The 24,441-nt window shown below is 68.5% G+C and carries 27 protein-coding genes; 13 read left to right on the forward strand and 14 right to left on the reverse strand.

The window, feature by feature from the left end; all coding sequences use genetic code 11:
• The first annotated feature begins 14 nt into the window (after positions 1-14).
• Complete coding sequence (locus tag VV02_RS20540) at positions 15-1,541, forward strand: DHA2 family efflux MFS transporter permease subunit (RefSeq protein WP_052594590.1); 1,527 nt, start codon at positions 15-17, stop codon at positions 1,539-1,541.
• Here VV02_RS20540 and VV02_RS20545 read toward each other — a convergent pair.
• The 5 genes from VV02_RS20545 to VV02_RS20565 form a co-directional block, all read right to left on the reverse strand.
• Positions 1,517-2,026, reverse strand: coding sequence for a GNAT family N-acetyltransferase (locus VV02_RS20545; protein ID WP_052594592.1), 510 nt, complete (start codon positions 2,024-2,026; stop codon positions 1,517-1,519). The genes VV02_RS20540 and VV02_RS20545 overlap by 25 nt on opposite strands.
• Before the next feature lie 117 nt (positions 2,027-2,143).
• A complete protein-coding gene (locus VV02_RS20550; RefSeq protein WP_052597351.1) occupies positions 2,144-2,437 on the reverse strand; it encodes a HigA family addiction module antitoxin in 294 nt (97 codons plus the stop codon).
• A 16-nt stretch (positions 2,438-2,453) separates the two neighbouring features.
• Positions 2,454-2,738 carry a type II toxin-antitoxin system RelE/ParE family toxin gene (locus VV02_RS20555; protein WP_342667849.1) on the reverse strand — a complete coding sequence of 95 codons (285 nt, stop codon included), beginning with the start codon at positions 2,736-2,738 and terminating at the stop codon, positions 2,454-2,456.
• 84 nt (positions 2,739-2,822) lie between these two features.
• Positions 2,823-3,179 carry a VOC family protein gene (locus VV02_RS20560; protein WP_052594594.1) on the reverse strand — a complete coding sequence of 119 codons (357 nt, stop codon included), beginning with the start codon at positions 3,177-3,179 and terminating at the stop codon, positions 2,823-2,825.
• 48 nt (positions 3,180-3,227) lie between these two features.
• Complete coding sequence (locus VV02_RS20565; RefSeq protein WP_052594596.1) at positions 3,228-3,863, reverse strand: maleylpyruvate isomerase family mycothiol-dependent enzyme; 636 nt, start codon at positions 3,861-3,863, stop codon at positions 3,228-3,230.
• A gap of 212 nt (positions 3,864-4,075) precedes the next feature.
• Here VV02_RS20565 and VV02_RS20570 point away from each other — a divergent pair, with 212 nt between their 5' ends.
• On the forward strand, positions 4,076-4,996 hold the full coding sequence (locus VV02_RS20570) for an NADP-dependent oxidoreductase (RefSeq protein WP_052594598.1): 921 nt from the start codon (positions 4,076-4,078) through the stop codon (positions 4,994-4,996).
• A 15-nt stretch (positions 4,997-5,011) separates the two neighbouring features.
• Here VV02_RS20570 and VV02_RS20575 read toward each other — a convergent pair whose 3' ends face one another.
• A complete protein-coding gene (locus VV02_RS20575) occupies positions 5,012-6,769 on the reverse strand; it encodes a DUF429 domain-containing protein (protein ID WP_052594600.1) in 1,758 nt (585 codons plus the stop codon).
• 141 nt (positions 6,770-6,910) lie between these two features.
• Here VV02_RS20575 and VV02_RS26530 point away from each other — a divergent pair, with 141 nt between their 5' ends.
• A complete protein-coding gene (locus VV02_RS26530; protein WP_157063488.1) occupies positions 6,911-7,129 on the forward strand; it encodes a hypothetical protein in 219 nt (72 codons plus the stop codon).
• Between the two features lie 49 nt (positions 7,130-7,178).
• Here the strand turns inward: VV02_RS26530 and VV02_RS20580 are convergent, their stop codons facing one another.
• On the reverse strand, positions 7,179-8,003 hold the full coding sequence (locus VV02_RS20580) for a sulfurtransferase (RefSeq protein WP_245633154.1): 825 nt from the start codon (positions 8,001-8,003) through the stop codon (positions 7,179-7,181).
• Positions 8,004-8,027: 24 nt separating this feature from the next.
• Positions 8,028-9,119 (reverse strand): redox-regulated ATPase YchF, encoded by a 1,092-nt coding sequence (gene ychF, locus VV02_RS20585; RefSeq protein WP_052594604.1) that lies wholly within the window; start codon positions 9,117-9,119, stop codon positions 8,028-8,030.
• A 71-nt stretch (positions 9,120-9,190) separates the two neighbouring features.
• Here ychF and VV02_RS20590 point away from each other — a divergent pair, with 71 nt between their 5' ends.
• The 6 genes from VV02_RS20590 to VV02_RS20615 all read left to right on the forward strand — a co-directional run bounded on the left by VV02_RS20590 (position 9,191) and on the right by VV02_RS20615 (position 15,147).
• Positions 9,191-10,729, forward strand: coding sequence for a molybdopterin-dependent oxidoreductase (locus VV02_RS20590; protein ID WP_052594606.1), 1,539 nt, complete (start codon positions 9,191-9,193; stop codon positions 10,727-10,729).
• Between the two features lie 84 nt (positions 10,730-10,813).
• A complete protein-coding gene (locus tag VV02_RS20595) occupies positions 10,814-11,509 on the forward strand; it encodes a fasciclin domain-containing protein (protein WP_052594608.1) in 696 nt (231 codons plus the stop codon).
• An 83-nt stretch (positions 11,510-11,592) separates the two neighbouring features.
• Complete coding sequence (gene sigK, locus VV02_RS20600) at positions 11,593-12,186, forward strand: ECF RNA polymerase sigma factor SigK (protein WP_052597354.1); 594 nt, start codon at positions 11,593-11,595, stop codon at positions 12,184-12,186.
• Positions 12,183-12,920, forward strand: a complete 738-nt coding sequence (locus tag VV02_RS20605) for an anti-sigma factor (RefSeq protein WP_052594610.1) — start codon at positions 12,183-12,185, stop codon at positions 12,918-12,920. Before sigK ends, VV02_RS20605 begins: the two co-directional genes overlap by 4 nt.
• The gene (locus VV02_RS20610) at positions 12,917-13,882 is read left to right on the forward strand and encodes a DUF389 domain-containing protein (protein WP_052594611.1); all 966 of its coding nucleotides are present in this window, start codon (positions 12,917-12,919) and stop codon (positions 13,880-13,882) included. The genes VV02_RS20605 and VV02_RS20610 overlap by 4 nt, the downstream gene beginning before the upstream one ends.
• A gap of 62 nt (positions 13,883-13,944) precedes the next feature.
• Complete coding sequence (locus VV02_RS20615) at positions 13,945-15,147, forward strand: DNA recombination protein RmuC (protein ID WP_052594613.1); 1,203 nt, start codon at positions 13,945-13,947, stop codon at positions 15,145-15,147.
• Positions 15,148-15,290: 143 nt separating this feature from the next.
• On the opposite strand, the gene VV02_RS20620 is transcribed toward VV02_RS20615, so the two are convergent.
• The 5 genes from VV02_RS20620 to VV02_RS20640 all read right to left on the reverse strand — a co-directional run bounded on the left by VV02_RS20620 (position 15,291) and on the right by VV02_RS20640 (position 20,228).
• A complete protein-coding gene (locus VV02_RS20620; RefSeq protein WP_052594615.1) occupies positions 15,291-15,650 on the reverse strand; it encodes a thioredoxin family protein in 360 nt (119 codons plus the stop codon).
• A 23-nt stretch (positions 15,651-15,673) separates the two neighbouring features.
• Positions 15,674-16,132 carry a MerR family transcriptional regulator gene (locus tag VV02_RS20625; protein WP_083450327.1) on the reverse strand — a complete coding sequence of 153 codons (459 nt, stop codon included), beginning with the start codon at positions 16,130-16,132 and terminating at the stop codon, positions 15,674-15,676.
• A 173-nt stretch (positions 16,133-16,305) separates the two neighbouring features.
• A complete protein-coding gene (locus tag VV02_RS20630; RefSeq protein ID WP_052597356.1) occupies positions 16,306-17,334 on the reverse strand; it encodes a 4-hydroxy-3-methylbut-2-enyl diphosphate reductase in 1,029 nt (342 codons plus the stop codon).
• A gap of 43 nt (positions 17,335-17,377) precedes the next feature.
• Positions 17,378-18,658, reverse strand: a complete 1,281-nt coding sequence (locus VV02_RS20635; protein ID WP_083450328.1) for a cytochrome P450 — start codon at positions 18,656-18,658, stop codon at positions 17,378-17,380.
• A gap of 313 nt (positions 18,659-18,971) precedes the next feature.
• Positions 18,972-20,228, reverse strand: a complete 1,257-nt coding sequence (locus tag VV02_RS20640) for an alpha/beta fold hydrolase (protein WP_052594619.1) — start codon at positions 20,226-20,228, stop codon at positions 18,972-18,974.
• A gap of 615 nt (positions 20,229-20,843) precedes the next feature.
• Here VV02_RS20640 and VV02_RS20645 point away from each other — a divergent pair.
• The 3 genes from VV02_RS20645 to VV02_RS20655 all read left to right on the forward strand — a co-directional run bounded on the left by VV02_RS20645 (position 20,844) and on the right by VV02_RS20655 (position 22,674).
• Positions 20,844-21,047: a cold-shock protein gene (locus tag VV02_RS20645; protein ID WP_052594621.1), complete on the forward strand. Its 204-nt coding sequence runs from the start codon at positions 20,844-20,846 to the stop codon at positions 21,045-21,047.
• Positions 21,048-21,185: 138 nt separating this feature from the next.
• Positions 21,186-22,409, forward strand: coding sequence for an exodeoxyribonuclease VII large subunit (xseA, locus tag VV02_RS20650; RefSeq protein WP_052594623.1), 1,224 nt, complete (start codon positions 21,186-21,188; stop codon positions 22,407-22,409).
• Positions 22,410-22,419: 10 nt separating this feature from the next.
• Positions 22,420-22,674: an exodeoxyribonuclease VII small subunit gene (locus VV02_RS20655; RefSeq protein ID WP_052597358.1), complete on the forward strand. Its 255-nt coding sequence runs from the start codon at positions 22,420-22,422 to the stop codon at positions 22,672-22,674.
• A 12-nt stretch (positions 22,675-22,686) separates the two neighbouring features.
• On the opposite strand, the gene VV02_RS20660 is transcribed toward VV02_RS20655, so the two are convergent.
• Entirely contained in the window at positions 22,687-23,286 is a 600-nt protein-coding gene (locus VV02_RS20660) for a DUF4245 domain-containing protein (protein ID WP_157063489.1), read from the reverse strand.
• Between the two features lie 126 nt (positions 23,287-23,412).
• Between VV02_RS20660 and glpX the strand changes: the two genes are divergently transcribed.
• Positions 23,413-24,435, forward strand: a complete 1,023-nt coding sequence (glpX, locus tag VV02_RS20665) for a class II fructose-bisphosphatase (protein ID WP_052594628.1) — start codon at positions 23,413-23,415, stop codon at positions 24,433-24,435.
• Positions 24,436-24,441 lie beyond the last annotated feature (6 nt).

Below are 24,441 nucleotides of genomic sequence, written 5' to 3' on the forward strand. Positions count from 1 at the left end.
CGAGGAGGTCTCCCGTGCGCAAGTGGCTCCCCTTGCTCACCATCTGCACTGGCACCCTGATGCTGCTGGTCGACGTCACCATCGTCAACGTCGCGCTCCCGGACATGGCGACCAACCTGGACACGTCGTTCACCTCGCTGCAGTGGGTCGTCGACATCTATGCGCTCGTGCTGGCGGCGCTGCTGCTCGGCATCGGCACCGTCGCCGACCGGATCGGCCACCGCAAGATGTACATCGCGGGCCTGGCACTCTTCGCCGCTGCCTCGGCCGCGAGCGGATTGGCCGGGAGTCCCGGCATCCTGATCGGCGCCCGCGCGGTGCAGGGTGTCGGCGCCGCCGCGATGTTCGCCACGACCTTCGCCCTCCTCAACTCCTCCTATCAGGGCAGGGACCGAGGGACGGCGTACGGCATGTGGGGCGCAGTCTCCGGCGCCGCCGCAGCCATCGGTCCGATCGCCGGCGGTCTGCTGACCGAGCACCTGTCCTGGCGCTGGATCTTCTTCGTGAACCTGCCGTTCGCGCTGGCCGCGATCGCGCTCTGCGTCAGCGTCCTCCCGGAGGACAGCCAGCTGCGTCGTACGCCGCTGGACTGGGCTGGCATGGCGACGTTCACCACGTTCGCGGGTGCACTGACCTTCGCGCTCATCCGGGCGAACGAGGACGGCTGGACCGAGGGCACCGTGCTCGCGCTGTTCGCACTGTCGGCCGTCGCCATCATCGGATTCGTCGTCGCGGAGTCTCGCGTCGCTCACCCGTTGCTCGATCTCTCACTGCTGCGCAACGGCGCCTTCGTGGGTGCGCTCGTCGCCGGATTCGCATTGACCGCAGGGGCATTCGCGTATCTGACCTATGCGTCCATCTGGATGCAGTCAGTCCTCGGGATGTCGCCCGTCGAGTCGGGACTCGCGTCCTTGCCACTCGCCGTTGCCTCGTTCATCACGAGCGCCAGCATCGGGCGGCTCATGCACGGCTCGCGCAACTGGCTCGCTGTCAGCCTCGGCATCGTCCTGACCGGAGCGGGTGGCCTGATCGTCGCGCTGCAGCTCGGTGACGGAGCGGACTGGAAGGCTCTCGTGGCAGGTCTGATCGTGTCCGGTGTGGGCGTCGGTCTGGCTGCCCCGACCATCAGCTCGACGGCGATGGCCGCGGTGCCGATGGAGCGTGGCGGGATGGCGGCCGGCGCGGTCAACTCGGCCCGGCAGCTGGGCTTCGCGCTCGGGATCGCCGCCCTCGGCAGCCTGTTCTCAGCTCGCATCGGCTCGGTCCTGGAGTCGCACGCCGTGCCCGGTTCCGACCAGGTGGGCCACGCCGTCGCCGGCGGCCAGGCGAGCGTCATCGTGGCGTCCGCACCGGCCGGCGTACGAGACGCGCTCGAGTCCACGGTGCGCGTGGCCGCGGTTGACGGCTTGCGGACCACGGCCCTCATCGCTGGATTCCTCGGGGTGATCGGCGGCATCGTGGCCGGCGTCCTGATCCGGCCTCGCCCGGCCGAGTCACCCGAGCCGGAGCAGGTGCCTCAGACGGAGGCCGCGCCTGCCTGACTGTTGGCCCACTCGTCGCGGAGCACGCTGTAGAGGAAGCCGTCGTGATGGCGACCGTTGCGCCAGTGTGCTCCGCGGACGACGCCCTCCTGGCTGAACCCGGCGCGCTCCAGGGCCCGCTGCTCGGCGACGTTGCGTACGTCCGTGTGCGCTTCGACCCGGTTGACCTGGGTGTGCCTGAACAGCAGATCGGCCACGAGGCGCTGAGCCTGAGTGCCGACACCCTTGCCACGAGCGGACTTCTGCAACCAGATGCCGATCATCGGGGATCGCGATGCGGCGGACGGACCCCATTGCTGCCAGTGCCAGCCGACGGAGCCCACGAGCGCGTCGTCGACCACGATCGCCAACGTGCCAGCTGCGTCGACCTCGCACGGCGGTGGCGTGGCGTAGCCCGCTTTGGGCCCGTAGTCGTCGAACTCCGACTGAGGGTCACGCGGCTCGGACAGCTCACCCGGCAGCAACGGCCGGAGCAGCACTGACATGGAGCGACCACCGATCTCGAGGACTCGTCTCGATCACGAATCACTGCGCGACAGCGTAGATCGCCGGGCCACGGCCGAGGTGAGCGCCTGTTCAGCGGTCGCGGATCTCTGCTCCAGTCAGGCGGACCGCAGCGGTCGAATCTCATCCAGGACGGCGCCGAGGTTGTCACGCTCGATCTCGAGGTCATACCTCACCTGAAGGTTGACCCAGAACAGGTCTGACGTGCCGAAGTAGCGCGCCAAGCGCAGGGCGGTGTCAGCCGAGACACGGCGCTTGCCGTGCACGATCTCGTTGATCCGGCGGGGCGGCACTCCAACCGCAACGGCGACCTTGTGCTGGGTCACACCGAGTGGCGCAATGAACTCCTCCATCAGCACCTCGCCGGGGTGAATCGGCGGCAGCTTGCTCATCATGTTGTCCACCTCCTCAGTGGTAGTCCACGATCTCGACGCCCTCAGGACCAGTGTCAGTCCAGGTGAAGCAGATGCGCCACTGATCATTGATCCGAATGCTGTGCTGCCCACTTCGACCGCCCCTGAGCGCCTCCAAGCGATTGCCTGGCGGCACCCGAAGGTCCTCGAGCATCACCGCGGCGTCCAGAACGGCGAGCTTCCTCAACGCCACCCGAAGAATCCGTCGATCGAGCGATCTGACGCGTTCTCGCCTCCACAGCTGCTCGGTGTCTCGGTCTCCGAATGACCTGATCACCACACGAGCATAACGCAACGCGTCATGAACGCCACGCGTTATGGGGCGGCCTAGGTGTGCCGCGGCCGTACTGGATCGGTCGGGCCGTCAGGACGTACAGAGACAGAACGGGTGACCCGCGGGATCGAGGAAGACGCGGAAGGTCGTACCAGGCTGGTGCTCATGCTTGGTCGCGCCCAGCTCGATCACCGCCTTCTCACCGGCGTCGAGATCGTCAACGATCACGTCGAGGTGCATCTGCTGCGGCACCTCCTGACCGGGCCAGCGAGGCGGTGTGTAGTCCTCCACCGGCTGGAAGGAGATGCACTGGCCGTAGTCGGCGCGGATGTCGGCCCAGTCCGGCGAGGACTCGACCTTCCAGTCCAGCATGGTGCCGTAGAACGTCGCGAGTGCGACCGGGTCGGAACAGTCGAGGACGATGCTAGGGAAGCGTGCGATAGCCATGCGACGCACAGTACGACTGCTTCCGGACGATCCTCGTCCTGAAGGCTGTCAGGCGGTCGCGCCGATCCGTCGGGAGAGCTCGGCCACTCCCGGACCGTCGAGATCGTCCAGCGCGGTGGCCCGCCCGGATGACGCGACGAGCAGGGCCGACGCCGGACCGGACACCAGAGCGCCGTCCCCGATAGACAGCTCCATGTCGTCCGCGACGAGCTTCAGGCCGGCCACGTGGTCCTTGGCTCCACCGAACGACGTGGGCGTCTTCACCTGGTAGCGCAACGCCTGCTCGACGGCTGGCAGCGGATAGTCGCCGGAGGCGCCGAGCGGCCGACGGATGTCCTCCCCATGGATGAACGCCTCCACCAGGCGCGTCTCCTTCGAAGCCGGCGGCGTCGACGTACGTCCTGCCACCGCGCGGAAGCGCTCCAAAGTCTCACCCGGCGTCGTACCGCGTTCTCGCGCAACGCCGTTCGCGTTCTGGCGGTCGAAGCTGAAGCGCGCACGTGCGAGATCCGTGACGAAGTTGACCCGCGTCGTCTTGGCCGTGTCGACCAGGTGAGCGACCACGTCATGCACGCTCCAGCCTGGACACAGCGAGGGCGCGTCCCACTGGCTGTCGTCGAGCGAGCCCAGGAAGTCGATCAACGCTTCCCGTTCGGCATGCACCACCGACCAGATGTCCTTCATTCTTGCCGCCCCGATCTCACGTCTCGCGCTGCGCTCGATGCGCACACCCTACGGGTCCCCGCGCACCCGCCGGCTGGCACGGTGGGCGAGCACAGCTCTGCCGATTGGTCCTCTCAAGAACCGGCCAATTGGCCTGTCTGCCAAGGCTGTCCAGCGCCTACGGTCGGAGACGAAGCCATCGCGCATCGTCGACCGCACATTGAAGGAGCCTCATGCAAGCCATCACTGTCCGCGATCGCGACGCCGGTGTCGGCGGCCTGACGCTCGACGACATGCCAGAGCCGCACCCCTCCGAGAACGACGTGATCGTGCGCGTCCACGCGGCGGGGTTCACGCCGGGCGAGCTGGACTGGCCCGGCACCTGGACCGACCGAGCCGGCCATGACCGTACGCCGAGCGTGCCCGGCCATGAGCTGTCCGGTGTGGTCACCGAGCTGGGTTACGGCACGACGGGTCTGACCGTCGGCCAGCGAGTCTTCGGGATGGCGGACTGGAGCCGCAACGGCTCCCTGGCGGAGTACGCGGCGGTCGAGGCCCGCAACCTCGCCCCGCTCCCGGCGGACATCGACCACACGACGGCGGCAGCGCTGCCGATCTCCGGGCTCACCGCGTGGCAAGCGCTGTTCGACCATGCACATCTCGCGGTCGGCCAGACCGTCCTCATCCACGGAGCTGCCGGTGGCGTCGGCTCGATCGCCGTACAGCTCGCCCGCGACATCGGCGCTCAGGTCATCGGGACCGGCCGGGCCGGTGACCGTGACACCGCACTCGAGCTCGGCGTACACACGTTCGTCGACCTGCAAGTGGAGCGCTTGGAGGACGTCGGTGCCGTCGATGTGGTGTTCGACGTGATCGGCGGTGAGATTCTCGACCGGTCCACCGCGCTGGTCCGGGCGGGCGGCACCCTCGTCACGATCGCTCAGCCGGTCACCGCGCAGCCCGCGGACGGTCGGGCGATCTTCTTCGTCGTCGAGCCCGACCGTGCCCGTCTCGCCGACCTCGCCCAGAGGGTGCGCGACGGCCGGCTCAAGCCGATCGTCGGATCGGTCCGGCCGCTCGCCGCGGCCGCCGACGCGTTCGCGCCCGCGCAGCGGGTCGCCGGCAAGACGATCATCCGCGTCGCCGAGGACTGATCCCAGGCCAGCCCGTCAGCCGGTGGCGGTCATCTTCTTGAGGCGGGTGTGCAGGCGGTCGACGCGGTGGGCGTTGCCGTGCAGCTTGATGTAGCGCTCCCCGTGGGCGACGAGAAGGGCGTCGTCGAGTCGGCGTACGGCGCCGGTCGGGTTGCGATAACCCATCCGCTGATCGATGACGGTGCTGTCCACCCCACGGATGGCTTCGGCCAGCTCGGACAGTGAGGTGATGCCGAGCTCGAGCACCAGGCCCGCGATCCACGCGTAGTGGTCGGGCCGGGACCAGCTGGCGTCGTCGTACTGACCTGCCAGGAATGCGGCGAGCTCGCGTGGGCTGATGCGCGGGTCGTCGTCGCCCCCGCTCACCTCGACGTCAGGCAGGCCGCTCTGCAGCCGTTCGCGGATGATGGAGAACTCCCGGTCGGCGAGCTCGAGCAGACCGGCCGCGAGGGTGAAGCGGCGATCGAAGTCGGCGCGGTGCTCGTCGGGAACGATGCCCTTGTAGCGGATGTCGTGCTCGAACTCCGCCCACGCGTGCTGCAGCACCGTACGGACCTGGACCTGGACCGGCCGGTCGGCAATGGCGGAGTGAGTCAAGCGGTCTTCCTTGGACAGCTGGATCTGCAGGTGCCGGCTGACGTAGCCGAACGAGCCGCCCTTCGCCGTCTCCAGACCCATGTCGCGGTCACTCAGTACGACGGCTTCTGTGCCGAGCAGCTCGGCGACGGAAGCGACGTCGCTGTGCACGTAGGTGATGACGCGCAGCCCGATCACGTCACCGATGTCAGTCAACGGATCGGCATACAGCACAACGCCGTTCGCGGTTCGGCCAGCCTTCTCTGCGAACGAGGCGATGCTCTTGGCGCGGCCGGTGACATTGAGGTAGTTGAGCCCCGCGTCATCGAGGATGCCAGTGATGACCTCGACCGCCTCCTCCGCGGCGACGATCAGCTGGCGGTGGAGTGCGGCGTACTCCTGCGTGGCCCGGCGCACGATGTCGACGTGCTTCTCCACCTTCGGCGGCCGTGGCGAGGGCTTGAGATCGGCCGGCAGCGTGGGTGTCACGATGAAGCCCGTCTCGAAGTCGCCGTACGTCGTGACAGCGTCCGGCTGACGCTCACGGAAGAGCGCGACATACGCGCAGATCACGGCGTCGACCTGGTCCTCGGCACGACGCAGCTCAGACTTGCGCTTCGCTCTCTCGACGGAGGCGACCAGCTCGCGCCAGCCGTCGTACGACACGAGCTGGAGGGCAGGTCTGGCGGAGGCGAGGGACTCCAGAAGGCGCATCAGCACGAGGAGCTCGGCACGCAGCTGGTCGACCGAGCGGCCCTGCTTGTTCTTGTACTTCAACGTGCGGCCGAGGCGGAAGAGCGCGACGGTCGCCGGGTGCGGGTAGACCTCGATCGCACGCTTGGTCGCGCGGGACTCGGGGTTCATGTCGAGGCCGAGGCGAGCGCACACGCGGGCGCCGCGGGTGGTCTCGCTCAGCGTCGGGTTCGAGGTGTTGGAGGGGTGCGCGCCCGCGTCGAAGCGAGCGAAGTCGCGGTTGAGCGCCTTCTCCGCAGGGCGACTGCCCTTCTCGTTCTTGACGATCAGCGGTGCGTCGACGCCGACGAGACAACCATCCGTGAGGTAGGGCGCGAGCGCGGCGGTGATCTCGGCGTCGGTGGTGACTGCTGAAAGCTGCTGCAGCACCCCGGCCTCATCGAGGACGGCGACCCCGGTCGGAGAGCTGTTGCCCCAGGCGAGGTCGAGGCCAACGAAATGCATAGGTGCAGCATGCCCCAGGAACACCCCGGCCCCGACCAGTCAGCACCACGACTCGCGGCAGCCGCCCTACCCGGTCTTGAGCTCGACGACGCCGCGTTGCGGAGAGATGGGTCAGTGCGCTGCACGCTAGCGTCGGGCTCGATGATCCGTTTCGATCCACCCGCCCTGTTCGCAGCGCTCGACAGTGAACGAGAGCGCCGGGGCCTTACGTGGGCGCACGTGGCCACCGAGACGGGCGTTGCGGTGGCCACGATCAGGCGTACGCGCGACGGCGGTCGCTTCGAGCTCGACGGCGTGCTCGCGATGACCAACTGGCTCGGCCGCCCGATCGAGGACTTCACGCGAGAGATGCGGAACTAGACGTTGAAGCAGCGAGGTCCACATGCCCTTGCCAAGGGCAGCGCATCAGCTATTCGCCCGTTTCGACCGGGAGTGCGAGGTCTCGGCTCCAGGCACTCCAGCTGCCGGGATAGAGACGTCCGCGCCCCAGGCCCGCGTACTCCATCGCGAGCAGGTTGTGGCAAGCAGTCACCCCGGCGCCGCAGTAGCTGACGACGTCCGACGCATCGTCAATCCCGGCTGCCAGGAAGGTCGCCCGAATATGCTCCGGCGGCTTGACCGCGCCGTCGTCATCCAGGTGCCCTCGGCACGGAACGTTGATCGCCCCGGGAATGTGACCGCGCCGCGGGTCGGCCTCGGGCACGCGCCCCAGAGAGGCGTCGACCTCGGGATCGTCACCGCGATAACGATTCGCGGGACGAGCGTCGATCAGCTGAGGTCCGGTGCGGGCAACGTCCTCAGTGGTCAACAGCTGCTGCGCGGGCCACGGCCGGACCCGGAAGTCGGCGCGTTCTGGCTGGACGGATCCAGATTCCAATGAGCCGGGGTAGGCGGCCAAACCTCCCGACAGCACGGCCGCATCCAGGTCGAGCAACCGCAGCATCCACACGAGCCGCGACGCAATCACGCCGCCCGCGTCGTCGTACGCGACCACCGGTCGTGAGCCATCGATGCCGGCGCGTCCCATGGCTTCGGCGAAGGCACCCGGCTCCGGGAACGGCTGACGTCCGGCCTTGTCGCTCGGGTCAGAGCTGAGGTCACCGTCGAGGTCGACAAAGACCGCTCCGGGTACGTGCCCGTCTTCATACGCTTCACGACCGGGCCGGTCCCAATACCACCGCGCGTCGACGAGTACGGCGTCTCCAAGGTGCTCCTCACACCACCGCCACGACACGAACGGCTCCATGAGGCGGAGAGGTCAGACGTTGAAGCGGAACTCGACCACGTCGCCGTCCTGCATGACGTAGTCCTTGCCCTCCATGCGCGCCTTGCCCTTCGCACGCGCCTCGGCAACCGAGCCGGTGGCGACGAGGTCCTCGAACGAGATGACCTCGGCCTTGATGAAGCCCTTCTGGAAGTCGGTGTGGATCACACCGGCCGCCTGGGGCGCAGTCCAGCCCTTGCCGATCGTCCAGGCGCGCGACTCCTTGGGACCCGCGGTGAGATAGGTCTGCAGGCCGAGCGTGTGAAAACCCTTGTGCGCCAGCTGATCCAGGCCGCGCTCGGTGATCCCCACGGACTCCAAAAGCTCCGACGCGTCCTCGTCGTCGAGCTCGGCGACCTCGGACTCCAGCTTGGCGTTCAGGAAGATCGCGTCCGCCGGAGTCACCAGCTCTTGCATGGATGCCTGAAACGCTTCGTCGGTGAGCTGGTCCTCGTCCACGTTGAAGACGTAGACGAACGGCTTGGTCGTCAGCAGGCCGAGCTGGCGGGTGTAGGTGGTGTCGATGTCCGTGTTGCCACCGGCAATCGCCGCAAACAGGGTCTCGCCGGCCTCCAGCACCGTCCGTGCCGCGAGCGCGGTGTCGAGGACCGCCTTGTCGGTCTTCTTGCCCTTGACCTCCTTCTCGATGCGCGGGATCGCGCTCTCGAGGGTCTGGAGGTCGGCCAGGATCAGTTCGGTGTTGATGGTCTCCATGTCCGACTGCGGCGAGACCTTGCCGTCGACGTGGGTCACGTCGTCATCGACGAACGCGCGCACCACCTGGCAGATCGCGTCCGCCTCGCGGATGTTGGCCAGGAACTTGTTGCCGAGCCCCTCACCTTCCGACGCGCCCCGCACGATGCCGGCGATGTCGACGAACGACACCGTGGCCGGGAGGATCTTCTCCGAGCTGAAGATCTCGGCCAGCGTTGTGAGCCGGGGGTCGGGCAGCGGGACCACGCCGACATTGGGCTCGATGGTCGCGAACGGGTAGTTCGCGGCCAGCACGTTGTTCTTGGTCAGCGCGTTGAACATGGTGGACTTGCCGACGTTGGGCAGTCCGACGATTCCGATGGTGAGTGCCACGGGGACAAGAGTGTAGGTCGTCCGGGCGCCAGACCACCCATCCGCGGATGCGGCGGCGACGAACCCCCTGCATGGCTCAACCCACACGCCGCCGCGCCGCCGCCTCAGGTGTCCTGGCCGCAATCGCAGGTACGACGGCCGGTCACCTCGTCGCGGCCCTCACCGAACCCGAGAGCTCCCCTGTCCTCGCCATCGGCTCAGCGGTCATCGACCGCACGCCAACGCCCTTGAAGGACTGGGCAATTCGCAACCTCGGCACGATGGACAAGCCGGTTCTGCTGGGGTCCGTAGCGCTCGGCACGCTGGTCTTCGCGGTCGTCGCCGGACTGCTCGCACGCCGCAACCTCGCGCTCGGATCCGTCGCGCTCCTGGCCCTGGTCGGCGTCGCCGCGGCCGCCGCACTCAAGCGTCCCGCCGCGAACGGGATGTACGTGATCCCGTCGCTGATCGCGGGCGTCGTCGCCCTCGTGGTCCTCGTCCTGCTCCTGCCGGGGAGACCCAAGGTTCCAGGGTTAGGTGACCTCTCGGCGTACCCCTCTGGCATGGACACCCGCCGCGGATTCCTCGTCGGCTCCGGCACGGTGCTGGCCGCATCAGCCGGTGCCGCGGTGCTCGGTCAGAAGCTCGGCGCGACCGATCCGACCAAGGGCATCACGCTCCCCCGCCCGCGATCCGCCGCGCCGCCGCTGCCCCGCGGACTCGATGCGACGTACAAGGACATCACGCCGCTGCGCACCCCGAACGGTGGGTTCTACCGCGTGGACACCGCGCTCGTCGTGCCCAAGGTCGACGCCGACTCCTGGAAGCTGCGCATTGAGGGCGACGTCCGCCACCCGTTCACGCTCAGCTACGACGACATCCGCAACATGCCGCTCATCGAGCGCAACATCACCATGACCTGCGTCAGCAACGAGGTCGGCGGCGAGTACGTCGGTGGCGCCCGCTGGCTGGGCGTCCGGGTCTCCGAGCTGTTGCGGATCGCGCAGGTCAAGGAACCGGATCGCCCCGACCGCCAGGTGCTCAGTCGCTCGACCGACGGCTTCACCGTCAGCACACCGCTCGGCGCGCTGATGGACGGTCGCGACGCGCTCCTCGCGATCGGGATGAACGGCGCGCCTCTGCCTCCGACCCACGGCTTCCCCGCGCGACTCGTGACCCCCGGGCTGTACGGCTTCGTCGGCTCCACCAAGTGGGTCACCAAGCTGACGGTCACGTCGTACGACGCCGCGAAAGCCTATTGGACACAACGGGACTGGGCGACTGACGCGCCTATCAAGCCCTCGGCGCGGATCGACACACCCAAGAGCCTCGCCCAGGTGCCCAAGGGTCGTACGACGATCGGCGGGATCGCCTGGGCCCAGCGCCGCGGCGTGGTGAAGGTCGAGGTCTCCGTCGACGAGAAGCCTTGGCAGGCCGCGCAGCTCGGGCCGGACGTCGGCGTCGACTACTGGCGCCAGTGGGCGATCCCTTGGGACTTCACCGCGTCCGGCCGGCATTCCATCCGCGCACGCGTCACCGATGGCAGCGGAGCGGTGCAGACCGACAAGCGCGCACGCGTGTTCCCCAGCGGCTCCTCGGGCATCCAGGAGGTCGTCGTCCTCGTGAAATGACCTCGCCTACGGACCCATCCGGGGCCCCGTCGGCACCGAACCACTGACAGCAACGAGACCCCCTCACTGAAGGAGCACATCATCATGAAGCGCACGCGTCGCGGCCTCGCGATCTCACTGGCCCTGACCATTCCTCTGGCCCTCAGCGCCTGTGGCGACGACAGCGGTGACGACGCCGCGTCGGGCTCGGCTCCGGCCGCAGCTCCGACCTCGAGCGCCGCGGCGGCCGAGACACCGAGCGCTGCTCCGACCTCGTCCGACCCGATGGCCTCCATGTCCCACTCGGACGGCGCCATGGGCGCCTCCGCGCCGTTCGGTCCCGGCTGCGCAGCTGTCCCGAAGACCGGTAAGGGCTCGTTCTCCGGTATGGCCCAGGACCCGGTGGCGACCGCTGCCAGCAACAACCCGGCCCTGTCCACGCTCGTCAGCGCCGTCACCAAGGCCGGCCTCGGCGACACGCTGAACAACGCCAAGGACATCACCGTCTTCGCGCCGACGAACGACGCCTTCAACAAGGTGCCGAAGGCGACCATGGACAAGGCGATGGGTGACCCGAAGGGCTTGCTCACCACGGTCCTGACCGGTCACGTCGTCCCGGGACGCCTGTCCCCCGACCAGGTCGCGGGCACCCACAAGACGCTGGCGGGCAACTCGATCACGGTCGAGGGCTCCGGTGAGAGCTTCTCGGTGAAGCCGGCCGCCAAGGTCGTCTGCGGTGACGTGCAGACGTCCAACGCGACCGTCTACATCATTGACTCCGTCCTGCTTCCGGCCAGCTGACCTGAGTCCCGACCATGACAACGCTCACCGCGCGACGGGCATCCTGGCCCGCGAGTCGTGGTGCATCCGCCATCATGGTCGACATGGCGACGGCGTCCTCCTCACACTCAGCGTGGGGAGACGCCGTCTCCGTCTCTGATCTGCCTGACCTGCTCGAGGCCGTGGCGCGTGGCGACCAGGCCGCTTTCTCCAGCTTGTACGACACGACAGCGGCCCGCGTACACGGCTTGGTCGTGCGGGTGCTCGCCGATCCCGCTCAGTCCGAGGAGGTCACCCAGGAGGTGTTCCTCGAGGTCTGGCGGACGGCGTCCCGCTTCGATCGGGGCCGTGGGTCACCGCTCGGCTGGCTGCTCACCATCGCGCACCGGCGTGCCGTCGACCGGGTGCGCGCCTCCTCGGCGGCGCGGGCTCGCGACGTGACCTACGAGCGCGAGACGACACCGGCGTCGTACGACACCACTGAGGAGACCGTGTCCGCCCGGCTCGACGCCGAGCGTGTCCGAGCCGCGATGGTGCACCTGACCGACATGCAGCGGGAAGCGGTCGAGCTCGCCTACTTCGGCGGTCGGACGCACACTGAGATCGCCGCGACGCTCGGCATCCCGCTGGGCACCGCGAAGTCCCGTATCCGTGACGGCCTGACCAGGCTGCGCGACCACATCGGAGGTGAACGATGAACGACGACCTGCATGAGCTTGCCGCCGCGTACGCCCTGGATGCGGTCGACGACATCGAGCGCGCAGCCTTCGAACGTCACCTGCGCACCTGCGCGCGCTGCCAGGAGGAGGTCGCGTCGTACGACGACGTGGTCCTCGCACTGGCCGACTCCGCCCCTGCCGTCACCCCGGCGCCGTCGCTGAAGTCCAGTCTCATGGACCAGATCGAGGCGGAGCCGCAGATCGCCGCGCGTCACAGGGCGACGGTGAGCCTTGAGGCCGCGCCGCGCCACGAGGCCCCGACACGCCACCAGTCCTGGCTCTCCCGGTCTCGGATCCTGGTGGCTGCCGCCGCCGTGGCCCTCCTGGCCGTCGTCGGCGTCGCCGCCACCCAGCCCTGGGAGCAGCCGACATCGGTCGCCTCGATCTCGCCCGCCCAACGTGTCATGCTCGCCCAGGACGCCCAGCAGCGCGTCGCCACCATCGGCCAGGCACGACTCGTGGTCACCACCTCACGCTCGGAGGGTGCGTCCGCGGTGCAGACGGAGCGCATGCCCGCCGCGCCGGCCGGTCACGCCTACCAGGCGTGGTTCCTCGACCAGTCCGGTGCGCCGCGCTCTGCAGGGCTGATGTCCGGCGCTGAGCCCCAGCTGCTCACCGGCAAGCCGGGCTCGACCCTGGCCGTCACCGTCGAACCCGCGGGCGGCTCCGCTGCGCCGACGACCACGCCCCTGGTCGAGGTCTCCCTGGTATGAGCGGTCTGGTCCACCTGCGCCTCACGGTGCCGACGGACCTGAGCGACGTCGTACGCCGTCAACTGGCCGATCATGACTGCGCGACCAATCTCGTCCTCCTGCCTGGAGCGGCGCTCAAGCCGCAGGGCGATGTGATCGAGGCCGACGTGGCGCGGGAGAGCGCCAGCGACATCGTCGACGCCCTGACCGCGACCGGTCTGGCCGACCGAGGCGGGATCGCGCTCTCGGAACCGATCAGCACGCCGTTCGCCGCGGCACGTCGACTTCAGGAGATCGCCCCCGGTGACGCCGACGACGCGGTGATCTGGAGCTCCATCCTGGACGAGGCCGAGATGTCGAGCCGGCCCACCGTGTCCTTCCACGTCTTCCTGGTCCTGGCGACCGTGCTGGCCGCGATCGCGGTCATCACCGACTCCTCGGTGCTCGTGGTCGGTGCGATGGTCGTCGGTCCCGAGTTCGCCTCGATCGCCGCGGTGTGCACCGGGCTCGTGCTGGGACGGCCTCATCTGGCCGCCCGCAGCCTGGCGCTTCTCGTCTTCTCGTTCGCCTTCGCCATCGTTGTGGTGGCCGTGCTGGCCGTGATCGCGGCGGCGACCGGGCTGGTCACCGAGGAGATGGTGACGCGGCCGCGCCCCCAAACCGGCTTCATCTGGCACCCCGACCGCTGGTCGTTCATCGTGGCGATTGTCGCGGGTGCGGCCGGTGTCCTGGCGATGGCGACGCAGAAGAGCAACGCCATGGTCGGCGTGTTCATCTCGGTGACCACGGTGCCTGCGGCGGGCAACCTCGCGCTCGGTCTCGCCCTCGTCGACCGGCACGAGATCCAGGGCAGCGCAGCACAGCTGGGCATCAACATCGTCGGGATGCTGGTGGCCGGCGTCGCGACGATTGCGGTGCTGCGCCTCTTCTGGGTTCGCATCGTGACCGTGTCTGAGCGGCTGTTCCACGCGAGCTTCGGCTGACCGTCGGGGCGTGTCAGTCACGTGGACCGTGCCCTGTCGGTACGCCCTGACAGGCTGCCCGCATGGAGAACCTCATCGGCCTGGTGACCGGACTCGTCCTCGGGACGGCGCTCGCCTGGGCGTGGCTACGGCAGGCGCACGCCGTGCGCTCGGCCGCCCTGCTCACCGAGCGTGACCTGCTGCGCGAGCGCGTGGTTGACCTCGAGGCAGCGGTCAGCGACGACGCCCAGACCGCATCCGTGCTGATGCCGCTGCAGGACGCGCTCGGCCGGGTCGAGCGGCAGGTCACCACGTTGGAGAGGGACCGGGTCGAGCAGTTCGGTGAGCTGGCCGGACGGCTCACTGATGTGGCTGCCAGCACGGCCGCGCTCCGCGATCAGACCGCATCTCTCGCCGGCGCCCTCAACTCCTCGACAACCCGCGGCACGTGGGGCGAGGTCCAGCTCCGCCGCGTGCTGGAGCATGCCGGGATGCTTGCGCACTGCGACTTCGACGAGCAGGTGAGCGCGTCGACCCGCCATGACGCGCGCGTACGACCGGACGTGGTCGTCCGGCTGCCGGGCGACAAGGTGCTCGTCATCGACAGCAAGGCTCCGATGACAGCGTTCATGGCGGCCCAGGCCGATGAGCTGACGGCTGCGCAACGATCGACGAAGCTCGTCGAGCACGCCCGCCAGCTGCGCGGTCACATCGACGGGTTGGCCGCCAAGGAGTACTGGTCGGCGTTCAGCACCACGCCGGAGATGGTGGTCTGCTTCGTCCCGGGTGACGCCATCCTCGTAGCCGCACTGGCGGCCGACCCTGGTCTCCTTGACCGGGCCATGAGCCGTCGCATCGTGCTCGCTTCGCCCAGCACGCTGATGGCGCTGCTGCGGTCGGTCGCGTTCGCCTGGCAGCAGGAGGCGCTGTCGGGCAGCGCGCGCGAGCTGTTGGCGCTGGGCAAGGAGCTCTACGCCCGGCTGGCCACTCTGGGCAGGCACACCTCCGAAATGGGCGCTGCGCTGCGCCGCTCGGTGGAGACCTACAACGCGATGGTCGGGTCACTGGAGTCACGCGTGCTCGTGACGGCTCGGCGGATGAGCGAGCTCGACCTGACCGCGGATCCGCTCGAGGTCGTGCGGCCGGTCGAGACTGCAGCGCGTCCCCTGACCGCGCAGGAGCTGATCGACGCTCTCGACGACGATGTCGCCCGACCGCAGCTCGACCTGGATGTCGCTGCGCCGCAACGGGATTCGAGCGTCGAGCGACGCAGCGACACCGCCTGAGCAATAAGGACCTGCTCACTGGTCAACTGAAGCAATGAGTATCTGCTCACTGGTCAGCTGAGCAGAGTTCTGGCCGCGGTGGACCCTGCCGACGTGACCAGTGAGCAGCTACTCAGTCGCGGCCGGTCCGCCCGACCCGGGTCTCAGCGCGCGGCGAGTGCGGGCAGGTGCTCGGCGAGCGCGCGAAGGACCACCGGCTTCGATCGAGCACCCACGATGCTGGCGACCAGGTGACCACCGACGTACAGCTGAAGAGTCGGCAGTCCGAGCACTCCGGTGGCGCGCATCGTTTCGGGGTTGCGGTCGCCGTCGAGCGCCACCACTGCCAGCTGGTCTGCGTGGTCATGGGCGATCTGCTCGACGACCGGACTCATCATCCGGCAGGGGCCGCACCAGTCCGCCCAGAACTCAACCAGCACAGGCGTTTTCGAGGCCAGCACGACCTCGGCGAAATCGGCATCGGTGACCGGTGTCAGAGCAGGTGCGACAGACAGTGCGGACATGAGCTCTCCTTCATCATGAGTGATCACCGGCTCGGATCGAGCTGGTGCGCGGAGAGCTCACACAGTGGTTCGGCGACGGCACGGTCGCGCAACGCGTCGTCCACACCGTCGCGCAACGCGTCGTCAACACGGTCGCGCAATGCGTCGTCCAGCTGAGCCTGCAGCTCGTGCCGGACCTGCTGCATGGTGTCGAGATAGACGTCGACCTCCTGCAGCTTGCGTCGGTAGACCGCGATCGAGTCTGCGCAGATCCCAGCGCTCTCGTGGCCCGCCCGCAGACAGTCCACGAAGGGCTGGGTCTCGGCGAGCGTGAAGCCCAGATCGACCAGCGACCGGATCTCACGCACCGCGCGCACATCGGACTCGTCGTACGTGCGATAGCCGTTGCTGTCCCGCTCGGCCCGGATCAGACCGAGGGACTCGTAGTGCCGCAGCGTGCGCGTCGTGACTCCGACCCGCGCGCCCAGCTCACCGATTCGCATGCGTGCACCTCCGTCTCCGACGCTAGACATTGACGTCGACGACAAGGCAAGCACTGACGTACGACATGCCTGACCCGCGCTCACGCCCGCCGGTCGACCGTCACGTCGCTCTGGACGAGCCACGCTGCTCTTGTCGCGTGACTGATCGAGAACAGCGCCAGGGTCGGGACGACTTAGTGCAGTGAGCCGGCGTCGTGGCGGACCTTGCCCGCCTCACTGCCGTCCCGGGCCTTGAGGTCGCGGCGCAGCTCGTTGGGCAGCGCGAACAGCAGGCTCTCCTCGGCCGCAGTCACCGCGGCCACGTCCTCGTAGCCGCGCTGCGCGAGGTAGTCCAGCACGTCGCGCACCAGCACTTCCGGCACCGAGGCGCCGGAGGTGACGCCGACCGTGGTGACTCCCTCGAGCCAGGCCTCGTCGATCTCGTCGGCGTAGTCGACCAGGTGGCCGTCCTTGGCACCGTGCTCGACCGCCACCTCGACCAGGCGCACGGAGTTGGAGGAGTTGGTGGAGCCGACCACGATCATCAGGTCGGTCTCGGGTGCCATCTGCTTGACGGCCAGCTGGCGGTTCTGGGTGGCGTAGCAGATGTCGTCGCTGGGCGGATCCTGCAGCTTGGGGAACTTCTCCCGCAGCCGGCGTACGGTCTCCATCGTCTCGTCGACCGAGAGGGTGGTCTGGGACAGCCAGACGACCTTGTCCGGGTCGCGGACCTCGACCTCGTCGACGTGCTCTGGACTCTGTACGAGGGTGATGTGCTCGGGCGCCTCGCCCGAGGTGCCCACGACCTCCTCATGACCTTCGTGGCCGATGAGCAGGATGTCGAAGTCGTCGTTGGCGAAGCGGACGGCTTCGCGGTGCACCTTGGTCACTAGGGGGCAGGTGGCGTCGATCGTCTTGAGGCTCAGCTGCTTGGCCTCGTCGTGGACGACTGGGGCGACGCCGTGCGCCGAGAAGATCACCGTCGCACCCTCAGGCACCTCGTCGGTCTCGTCGACGAAGATCGCGCCGCGCTTCTCCAGCGTCGTCACCACGTGCTTGTTGTGCACGATCTGTTTGCGGACGTAGACCGGTGGACCGTAGAGGTCCAGCGCCTTCTCCACCGTGACGACCGCTCGATCGACCCCCGCGCAGTAGCCGCGCGGCGCTGCGAGCAGCACCCGCTTGGTGTCGGTCTGCGCCTGGTCAGTCGTGGGTGCAGTCATGCGCTCCATGGTAGGTGGGTCCTGAGCAACGGCCGACTCAGGTTCAACGGGTGGCCAACCGGACCCGGAAGTCGGCCGGCACGAGCAGCCCCGCGAAGTGCTCCCGCGGCGGTGTCACAGCTGTGAGGTCGAAGCGCTGCAGCAACCAGCAGGTGATCAGCGTCAGCTGCAGCATCCCGAGCTGGGCGCCGACGCAAACCCGCGGGCCGGCACCGAACGGGATGTACGTGTGGCGCACGGGCGCCGGCGCACCGGCCAGCCAGCGGTCGATCACGAAGTCCTGCGGATCCGACCAGTACCGCTCATCGCGGTGCAGGAGGTAGGGACTGAACACGACCTCGGTGCCGGCTTTCAGCTGCCATGACCCCAGCGTGGTGTCGTGCCGCGCATGCCGACCGATCAGCCAGGTCGGCGGGTGGCGGCGCAGCGTCTCGCGGACGAAGGCCGTGGTCAGCGCGAGGTCGGCCGTCTCGGGCCGATCGCGATCCAGCGCGTCGACCTCGTCGCGCAGGCGGGCGGTCAGCTCGGTCTGCTCGATCAGCGCCGCGACGATCCAGGTCATGGCCGCAGCGGGTACGCCGTAGCCCGCCATCAGCACACCACGCACGAACCGCTGGGCACCCTCATGGCTCACCTCTGGGGCTGCACCGAGCAGCTGGTCGAGCAGGTCACGCGGCTGGTGCTCTGCGCTCGCCGCGGTCGTCAGCTCATCGTGGCGGGTGCGTACGACCTCGCCCAGCCGGTCCATCAGCTCGGTCCGCAGGTCGACGAAGGTTCGCGTACGTCGGGTCGGCAACCAGGAAGGCAACCGGTACGACGTCCCGCCGACGGGCACGAGGGCCGCGGTGTTCGCCGCGACCAGCTCGGGCACGCCGGCGGCGCTGTGTCCGAGGCAGAAGTCGGCGGTCGCCCCGCCCAGCAGCTGCTCCATCGCCGGAAGCAGCTCCAACTCGTCGGAGCCTGCGAACCGGGCGCTGAAGAGGTCGCGCAGCCGGTCGACATGACCGCCGACCGCAGAGCGCGACAGCCGGTGCCAGCCGACCCGGCGAGCGCCCATCCACCGGTCGGCGCTGGTCTCAGCGCCGGCCAGGTCACGCTCATCACTGAACGGGCTGCCGTCGCCGTCGAAGTCGGTGTTGGTGCGCGCGAGGAGATCGTGGATCAGGTCCGGGTCTCCGAGGAAGATGGTCCGACGGTCGTAGGAGAACACGTCGCCGTGCTCCGCGTGCGCCTGGCGCAGGAAGCCGACCCGGTCGCGGTCGTACTCCAAGGTGTTCCCGAGCAGCCACGAGGACCGCGGTCCCGGCGGACGTTCAGTTCTCATCGCAACCGCCCATCTACATGACGGGACCCGTGGACGGACCCTCGCTCAAGCGAGCACCGTCCACGGGTCCGATCGTCAGGAAATCAGTTCCAGTAGGTGTAACGACCACCGAGCTGCGTACGTCCGGTAGCGCGAGCAACAACCTGCTTGACGAGCTTGGCCATAACCGTCTCCTCACGAAATGTGTGTCTGGCACACGTGATTGGGTCTCAGGAACGTAACCCGAGGCCCCTGTCGACGGAGCCTCTCCATACCAAGTGTTGACCAAGAAATCGATTGCCTATCCGAGCCCGAACCGAGCCCTCCAGCTCCCTCACGCCTTGCCGTCCAACATGTCCACGAGCCTTCCCACGACCCCGGTGTCGCGCCGGAGCCCGTCGTGCTCGAACTGGTTGGTGACCCACGGGCGGCAGCGAGGCAGCAACCGGGCGGTCTCCAGCGACAGGTCGGCATCGACGTACATGTCGTCGAAGTACAGCGCAGCGACGACTGGGACCTCACAGCTCGCGAGCCGGTCCCGGTCGTACAACGGGGGCCAGTCAGTGTCGGCCGCCAGCAGATCGGCCGCCTCGGCGAACGGTTGCAGGAGCGAGATCTCCTCGAACATCCACCTGAACATCGTCTCGCCGGTCAGCAGGAGCGGATCGGCCTCGGCGGCGAACTCCGGACGGCTCGCGATCTCGGCGTCGGCGGCCCAGGCCGTCGCCGCACCCTGCGCGTAGCAGTACTCCTGCAAGGCGTAGACCGGTCCGTCGACGAACGAGGTGTCGGGCAGGAGCGCCTCCCGGAAGCGGTCTGAGATGTCTCCGCCGTCCCACGCGGTCTCCAGCAGCCAGTGGACCCGCTCGAACCCGTCGCTCATGCCGAAGTGGCGGCCGAGCATGCGCATCCGCCGGGCGCTGAGCCGCGAGCCGTCCGGCAGCCGCACGTCGTGCTCGGCCAGGTGGTCGGCAAGTCGACGGATCTGCTGCACATCGTCGGGATAGCGGTCGTAGAACTGCGCGTTCTTGGTCGCGATCCGAGGGAAGGTCCGCTCGTAGATCTCGGCGGCGGTCGCGCCCAGCCCGGGCAGACCGCCGGTGACCAGGCAGCCGTCCAGACCCTCAGGCGCCATCGACAGATAGGTCAGCGTGATGAACCCGCCGTAGCTCTGGCCGAGGGTCCGCCACGGCCGACCTCCCGCGATCCGATGGCGAAAGATCTCGGCGTCGCGGACGATGCTGTCCGCCCGGAAGTGCTTGATGTACGCCGCCTGCTGGGCCGGCGGGAGCTGTCCGATCGCGCGAGCGGTCAGTGGTGTGGACCGACCGGTGCCACGCTGGTCCAGCAGGAGGACTCGATGGGTCGTCGCGAGGCGACCGACCCATCCGGTGGCGTCGGTCGGTCGCGGACCTGCGCCTCCGGGACCACCTTGCAGGAAGACCAGCCACGGCAGCTCGGCGTCGGCCTTGTCCACGGCGACCACCTCGCGCGCGAACACCTCGATCTGCGCGCCGTCGGGTTCGGCGTGGTCCAACGGGACGGTCAGGGTGTGGTCGGTCAGCAGGAGGCCGGGGATGCGGGTCGCCATGGCCGGACGCTAACACCGGCCCGCGGACGGCACTCCACGCAGGAAACGAACCGTCCACGGGTCCGACGTTGAGGGCCTCAGCCCCAGTAGACGTACCGGCCGCCGAGCCGCGTGCGTCCGGTGGCACGGGCAATAACCTGCTTGACGAGCTTGGCCATGACGGGCTCCTCACGAATCGTGTGTCTGACACACCTGATGGGGTGCCTGGAACGTAACCCCGGCGCTCGGGACCGGTCCCCAGTCCTGACCAAACGATGACCAAGAAATCGCGCGTTCACCAGAAATCGGTTTCCGACCTAGGGTGTGCGGGCGCCGGGCCTAGCCAGGTGCACCGTTGCGGTCGAGCGTGGCCGGTCCATCGACCACAGTCCGGCAGGCCGCCGGGCCGTGCGCCCGACTCCTGGCGCCGGATCGGGTCGACAACACCAAACTGCGCCGCATGCCCTATCCTCCTACTTGTTGAAGGGACGGCTTCGCCGCCGTCTTGGCCGCACACCATGTCGCGGCTTGTATCTCGTACTCCTGGTTTTCGGTTCGCTGGACATCAGCACAGGTTGGATGTCTTCAGCAGCTTGGGGCACAGCGTCCCGGCACATAACCAAAGGAAACAAGATCATGGCTCAGGGCACCGTCAAGTGGTTCAACGCTGAAAAGGGCTTCGGCTTCATCGCTCAGGATGGCGGCGGCGAGGACGTCTTCGTCCACTACTCCGCGATCCAGACCAACGGCTACAAGTCGCTGGACGAGAACCAGAAGGTCGAGTTCGACCTCGCCTCTGGCCCCAAGGGTCCGCAGGCTGAGAACGTCCACGTCGCCTGATTTTCACGAGAAGGGCCCCGACCGCTTGCGGTCGGGGCCCTTTGTGCGTTCCGGACCATCTCGCGGCTACGCCCGACCGCCGCGCATCGACCGGACCGTGATCATCGCCTGTCGCCCGCAGCCCATATCGTGGCCCGGGTGAGCACACCCCTGCCCGAGCGCGCTGCCGACACCACGGCCGAGCAGCCATGGCCGGTGCGCACGCTCAGCCTCAAGATCGCCGACTACGTCGACAAGATGGCGCCGCTGTGGGTCGAGGGCCAGGTCGTCCAGCTCAACCGACGGCCGGGCACGTGCTACCTCACGCTGCGCGACACCGAGGTCGACCTGTCCTTGTCGGTCACGGTCCCAGGCAACACCCTCGACGCCATGGGCGCGGCCGTACGCGAGGGCGCGCGCGTCGTCGTGCACGCCAAGCCAACGTTCTGGACCAAGCGCGGCACGCTCCACCTGGACGCGCGCCAGATCAAGCCGGTCGGTGTCGGTGAGCTGCTGGCGCGGCTGGAGCATCTCAAGCAGCTGCTGCGCAGCGAGGGCCTGTTCGACGCGAGTCGCAAGCAGCGGCTGCCCTTCTTGCCACGCCGGGTCGGGCTCATCACCGGACGGGCAGGAGCCGCCGAGAAGGACGTCGTTCAGAACGCCCGACGCCGTTGGCCCGCAACGCAGTTCGTGATCCGCCAAGTGGCCGTCCAAGGACCCGACACGGTCCGCGAAGTCTCCGAGGCGTTGCGCGAGCTGGACCAGATCGCCGAGGTCGACGTCATCGTCATCGCTCGCGGCGGCGGGTCCTTCGAGGACCTCCTCGCGTTCAGCAACGAGAGCCTGGTGCGTGCTGTCTCCGGATGCCGTACGCCGGTGGTGTCGGCCATCGGGCACGACGTCGACACTCCCCTGCTCGACTTTGTCGCGGACGTCCGCGCGTCCACCCCGACCGACGCCGCCAAGCAGATCGTCCCCGACCTCCGCGAGCAGCTCGCCGGTCTCACCGCGACCCGCGAGCGCGCGCGCCGCGCCGTGCACCACCGCTTCGCTGCCGAGCGACGCCACCTCGAGGCGCTGCGCAGCCGGCCGGTGCTGGCCGACCCGCACACCCTGGTGACCACTCGTCGACGTGAGATCGACACGATGCGAGAGCGAGCGGCGTACCGGCTGCGCAGCAGGATCGAGCGCGCGACCGACCAGGTCGCCCACCTGCGAGCCCAGGTCCGGTCGCTGTCACCGCTGTCGACGCTGGAGCGTGGCTACGCGGTGGTCCGGCACGCCGAGGGCGGTGTCGTGATGGACCCCTCGGACCTGGATTCCCAGGAACTGCTCAGCGTGACGGTGGCTCAGGGAGCCTTCGATGTCAGATCTGTCTCGTAGGGTGTCGGGCATGTCTGGCACCGAGCAGAGTCTTTCGTCCAGCGTCTCCCTCGCGGCGCACCCCGATATCGCCGAGCTCGGCTATGAACAGGCACGTGACGAGCTGACCAGCATCGTGGCCAAGCTCGAGGGTGGCCAGGCGCCGCTCGAGGAGTCGATGAAGCTGTGGGAGCGCGGCGAGGCGCTGGCCCAGCACTGCCAGGCGTGGCTGGACAACGCCGAGCAGCGGCTCACCGCGCAGGAGGACAGTGCTCCCGAGGAGTGACCGACCGGGGATCTAGGACGCCGGGGTACCCGGCTGCCCGGGCTTGAGCGTCCCCGCGAAGTGCTGGAGCTCTTCCCAGCTCGCCTTACCGGTCACCACGGTGTCGAGACCGCCCAGCGGACCGGTCCGTACGAGACTGCGCTGGTCCTTGTCCTCGTTGACGAACTTCGTCCAGCTCGCGCCACCGATCGACACCAGGTCGGATGCCTTGCCGAAGCCGGTCTGGGTGCGAATCCAGTTGTCGCTGCCGTTCTTGGTCTGCTCGAGCGAGACGAACTTGCCCGACGGCGCCTGGTAGCCGGCGTGCCACGTGGCCGGCTGGTTGTCGTACTTCAGGAGCCGCACGTTGGTCGGGATCCACTGGGTCGACAGTCCCTGCGGCAGCGCGATGTCCCACTTCTGTGTCACGGCGACCTCACGCGCGATGCCGGGGACGTCCTCGACCGGCTTGGAGACGCTGCTGACCCGCGGCACCATCGCGACCCAGACGGCGCACGCGCCCAGCAGGACCAGCATCGAGATGATCATGCTGCGGGCCGAGCCACCCATCCCTCGCCGTCGCGGCGCAGGGGCGGCGGCCGGCACGGATGCGGTGGATGCTGGGGTGCTCACCCCCCTATCGTCCACGATCTGCGGCCCGGCGGGCGAACCGGGCCCGAGGTCGGCGCCCGCTCTCGATAGAGTCGGCGCAGCCGCGGCGCTGCTTGCGTCGCAGGATTCCGCACCCGAGGAGAAGTCATGTCTGCGGACACCAGCCCCACGTCACGCCCCGGTCCCGAGCAGCCCGACCGCAACCTCGCTCTGGAGCTCGTGCGCGTCACGGAGGCCGCCGCGATGGCCGGCGGGCGCTGGGTCGGCCGCGGCGACAAGAACGGCGCGGACGGCGCGGCCGTCGCCGCGATGCGCAGCCTGATCTCGTCGGTGAGCATGAACGGCACCGTTGTCATCGGTGAGGGCGAGAAGGACGACGCGCCGATGCTCTTCAACGGCGAGCAGGTCGGTGACGGCACCGGCCCCGACGTGGACGTCGCCGTCGACCCGATCGACGGCACCACGCTGACAGCCAAGGGCATGACCAACGCGGTGTCGGTGCTCGCAGTGAGCGAGCGTGGCTCGATGTACGACCCGAGCGCCGTGTTCTACATGGACAAGCTGGCGACCGGGCCGGAGGCCGCCGCGGTCGTCGACATCCGGCTGCCGGTCGCCGAGAACATCAAGCGGGTCGCCAAGGCCAAGAACCGCAGCGCCTCCGACGTCACCGTCGTGCTGCTCGACCGGCCGCGGCACGAGAAGATCGCCCAGGAGATCCGCGACGCCGGCGCCCGTATCCGCTACATCTCCGACGGCGACGTGGCCGGCGCGATCATGGCGGCCCGCGAGGACACCGGTATCGACCTGCTGCTGGGCATCGGCGGCACGCCCGAGGGCATCATCGCGGCCTGCGCCATCAAGTGCCTCGGGGGTGTGCTGCAAGGCCGCCTGTGGCCCAAGGACGACGACGAGCGGCAGAAGGCCATCGACGCGGGTCACGATCTCGATGCGGTGCTGTCCACCGACGAGCTGGTGACCAGCGACAACTGCTTCTTCGTCGCGACCGGCATCACTGATGGCGAGCTGCTCAAGGGCGTGCGTTACCGCTCCGGCGGCTGCACCACCCAGTCACTCGTGATGCGTTCGAAGAGCGGCACCATCCGGCTCATCGACGGCCATCACCAGCTGTCCAAGCTGCGTGAGTACGCCGCGGTCGACTTCGAGCACTGAGGCGCC

It is taken from the genome of Luteipulveratus mongoliensis (assembly GCF_001190945.1).
GTDB classification, from domain to species: Bacteria; Actinomycetota; Actinomycetes; order Actinomycetales; family Dermatophilaceae; genus Luteipulveratus; species Luteipulveratus mongoliensis.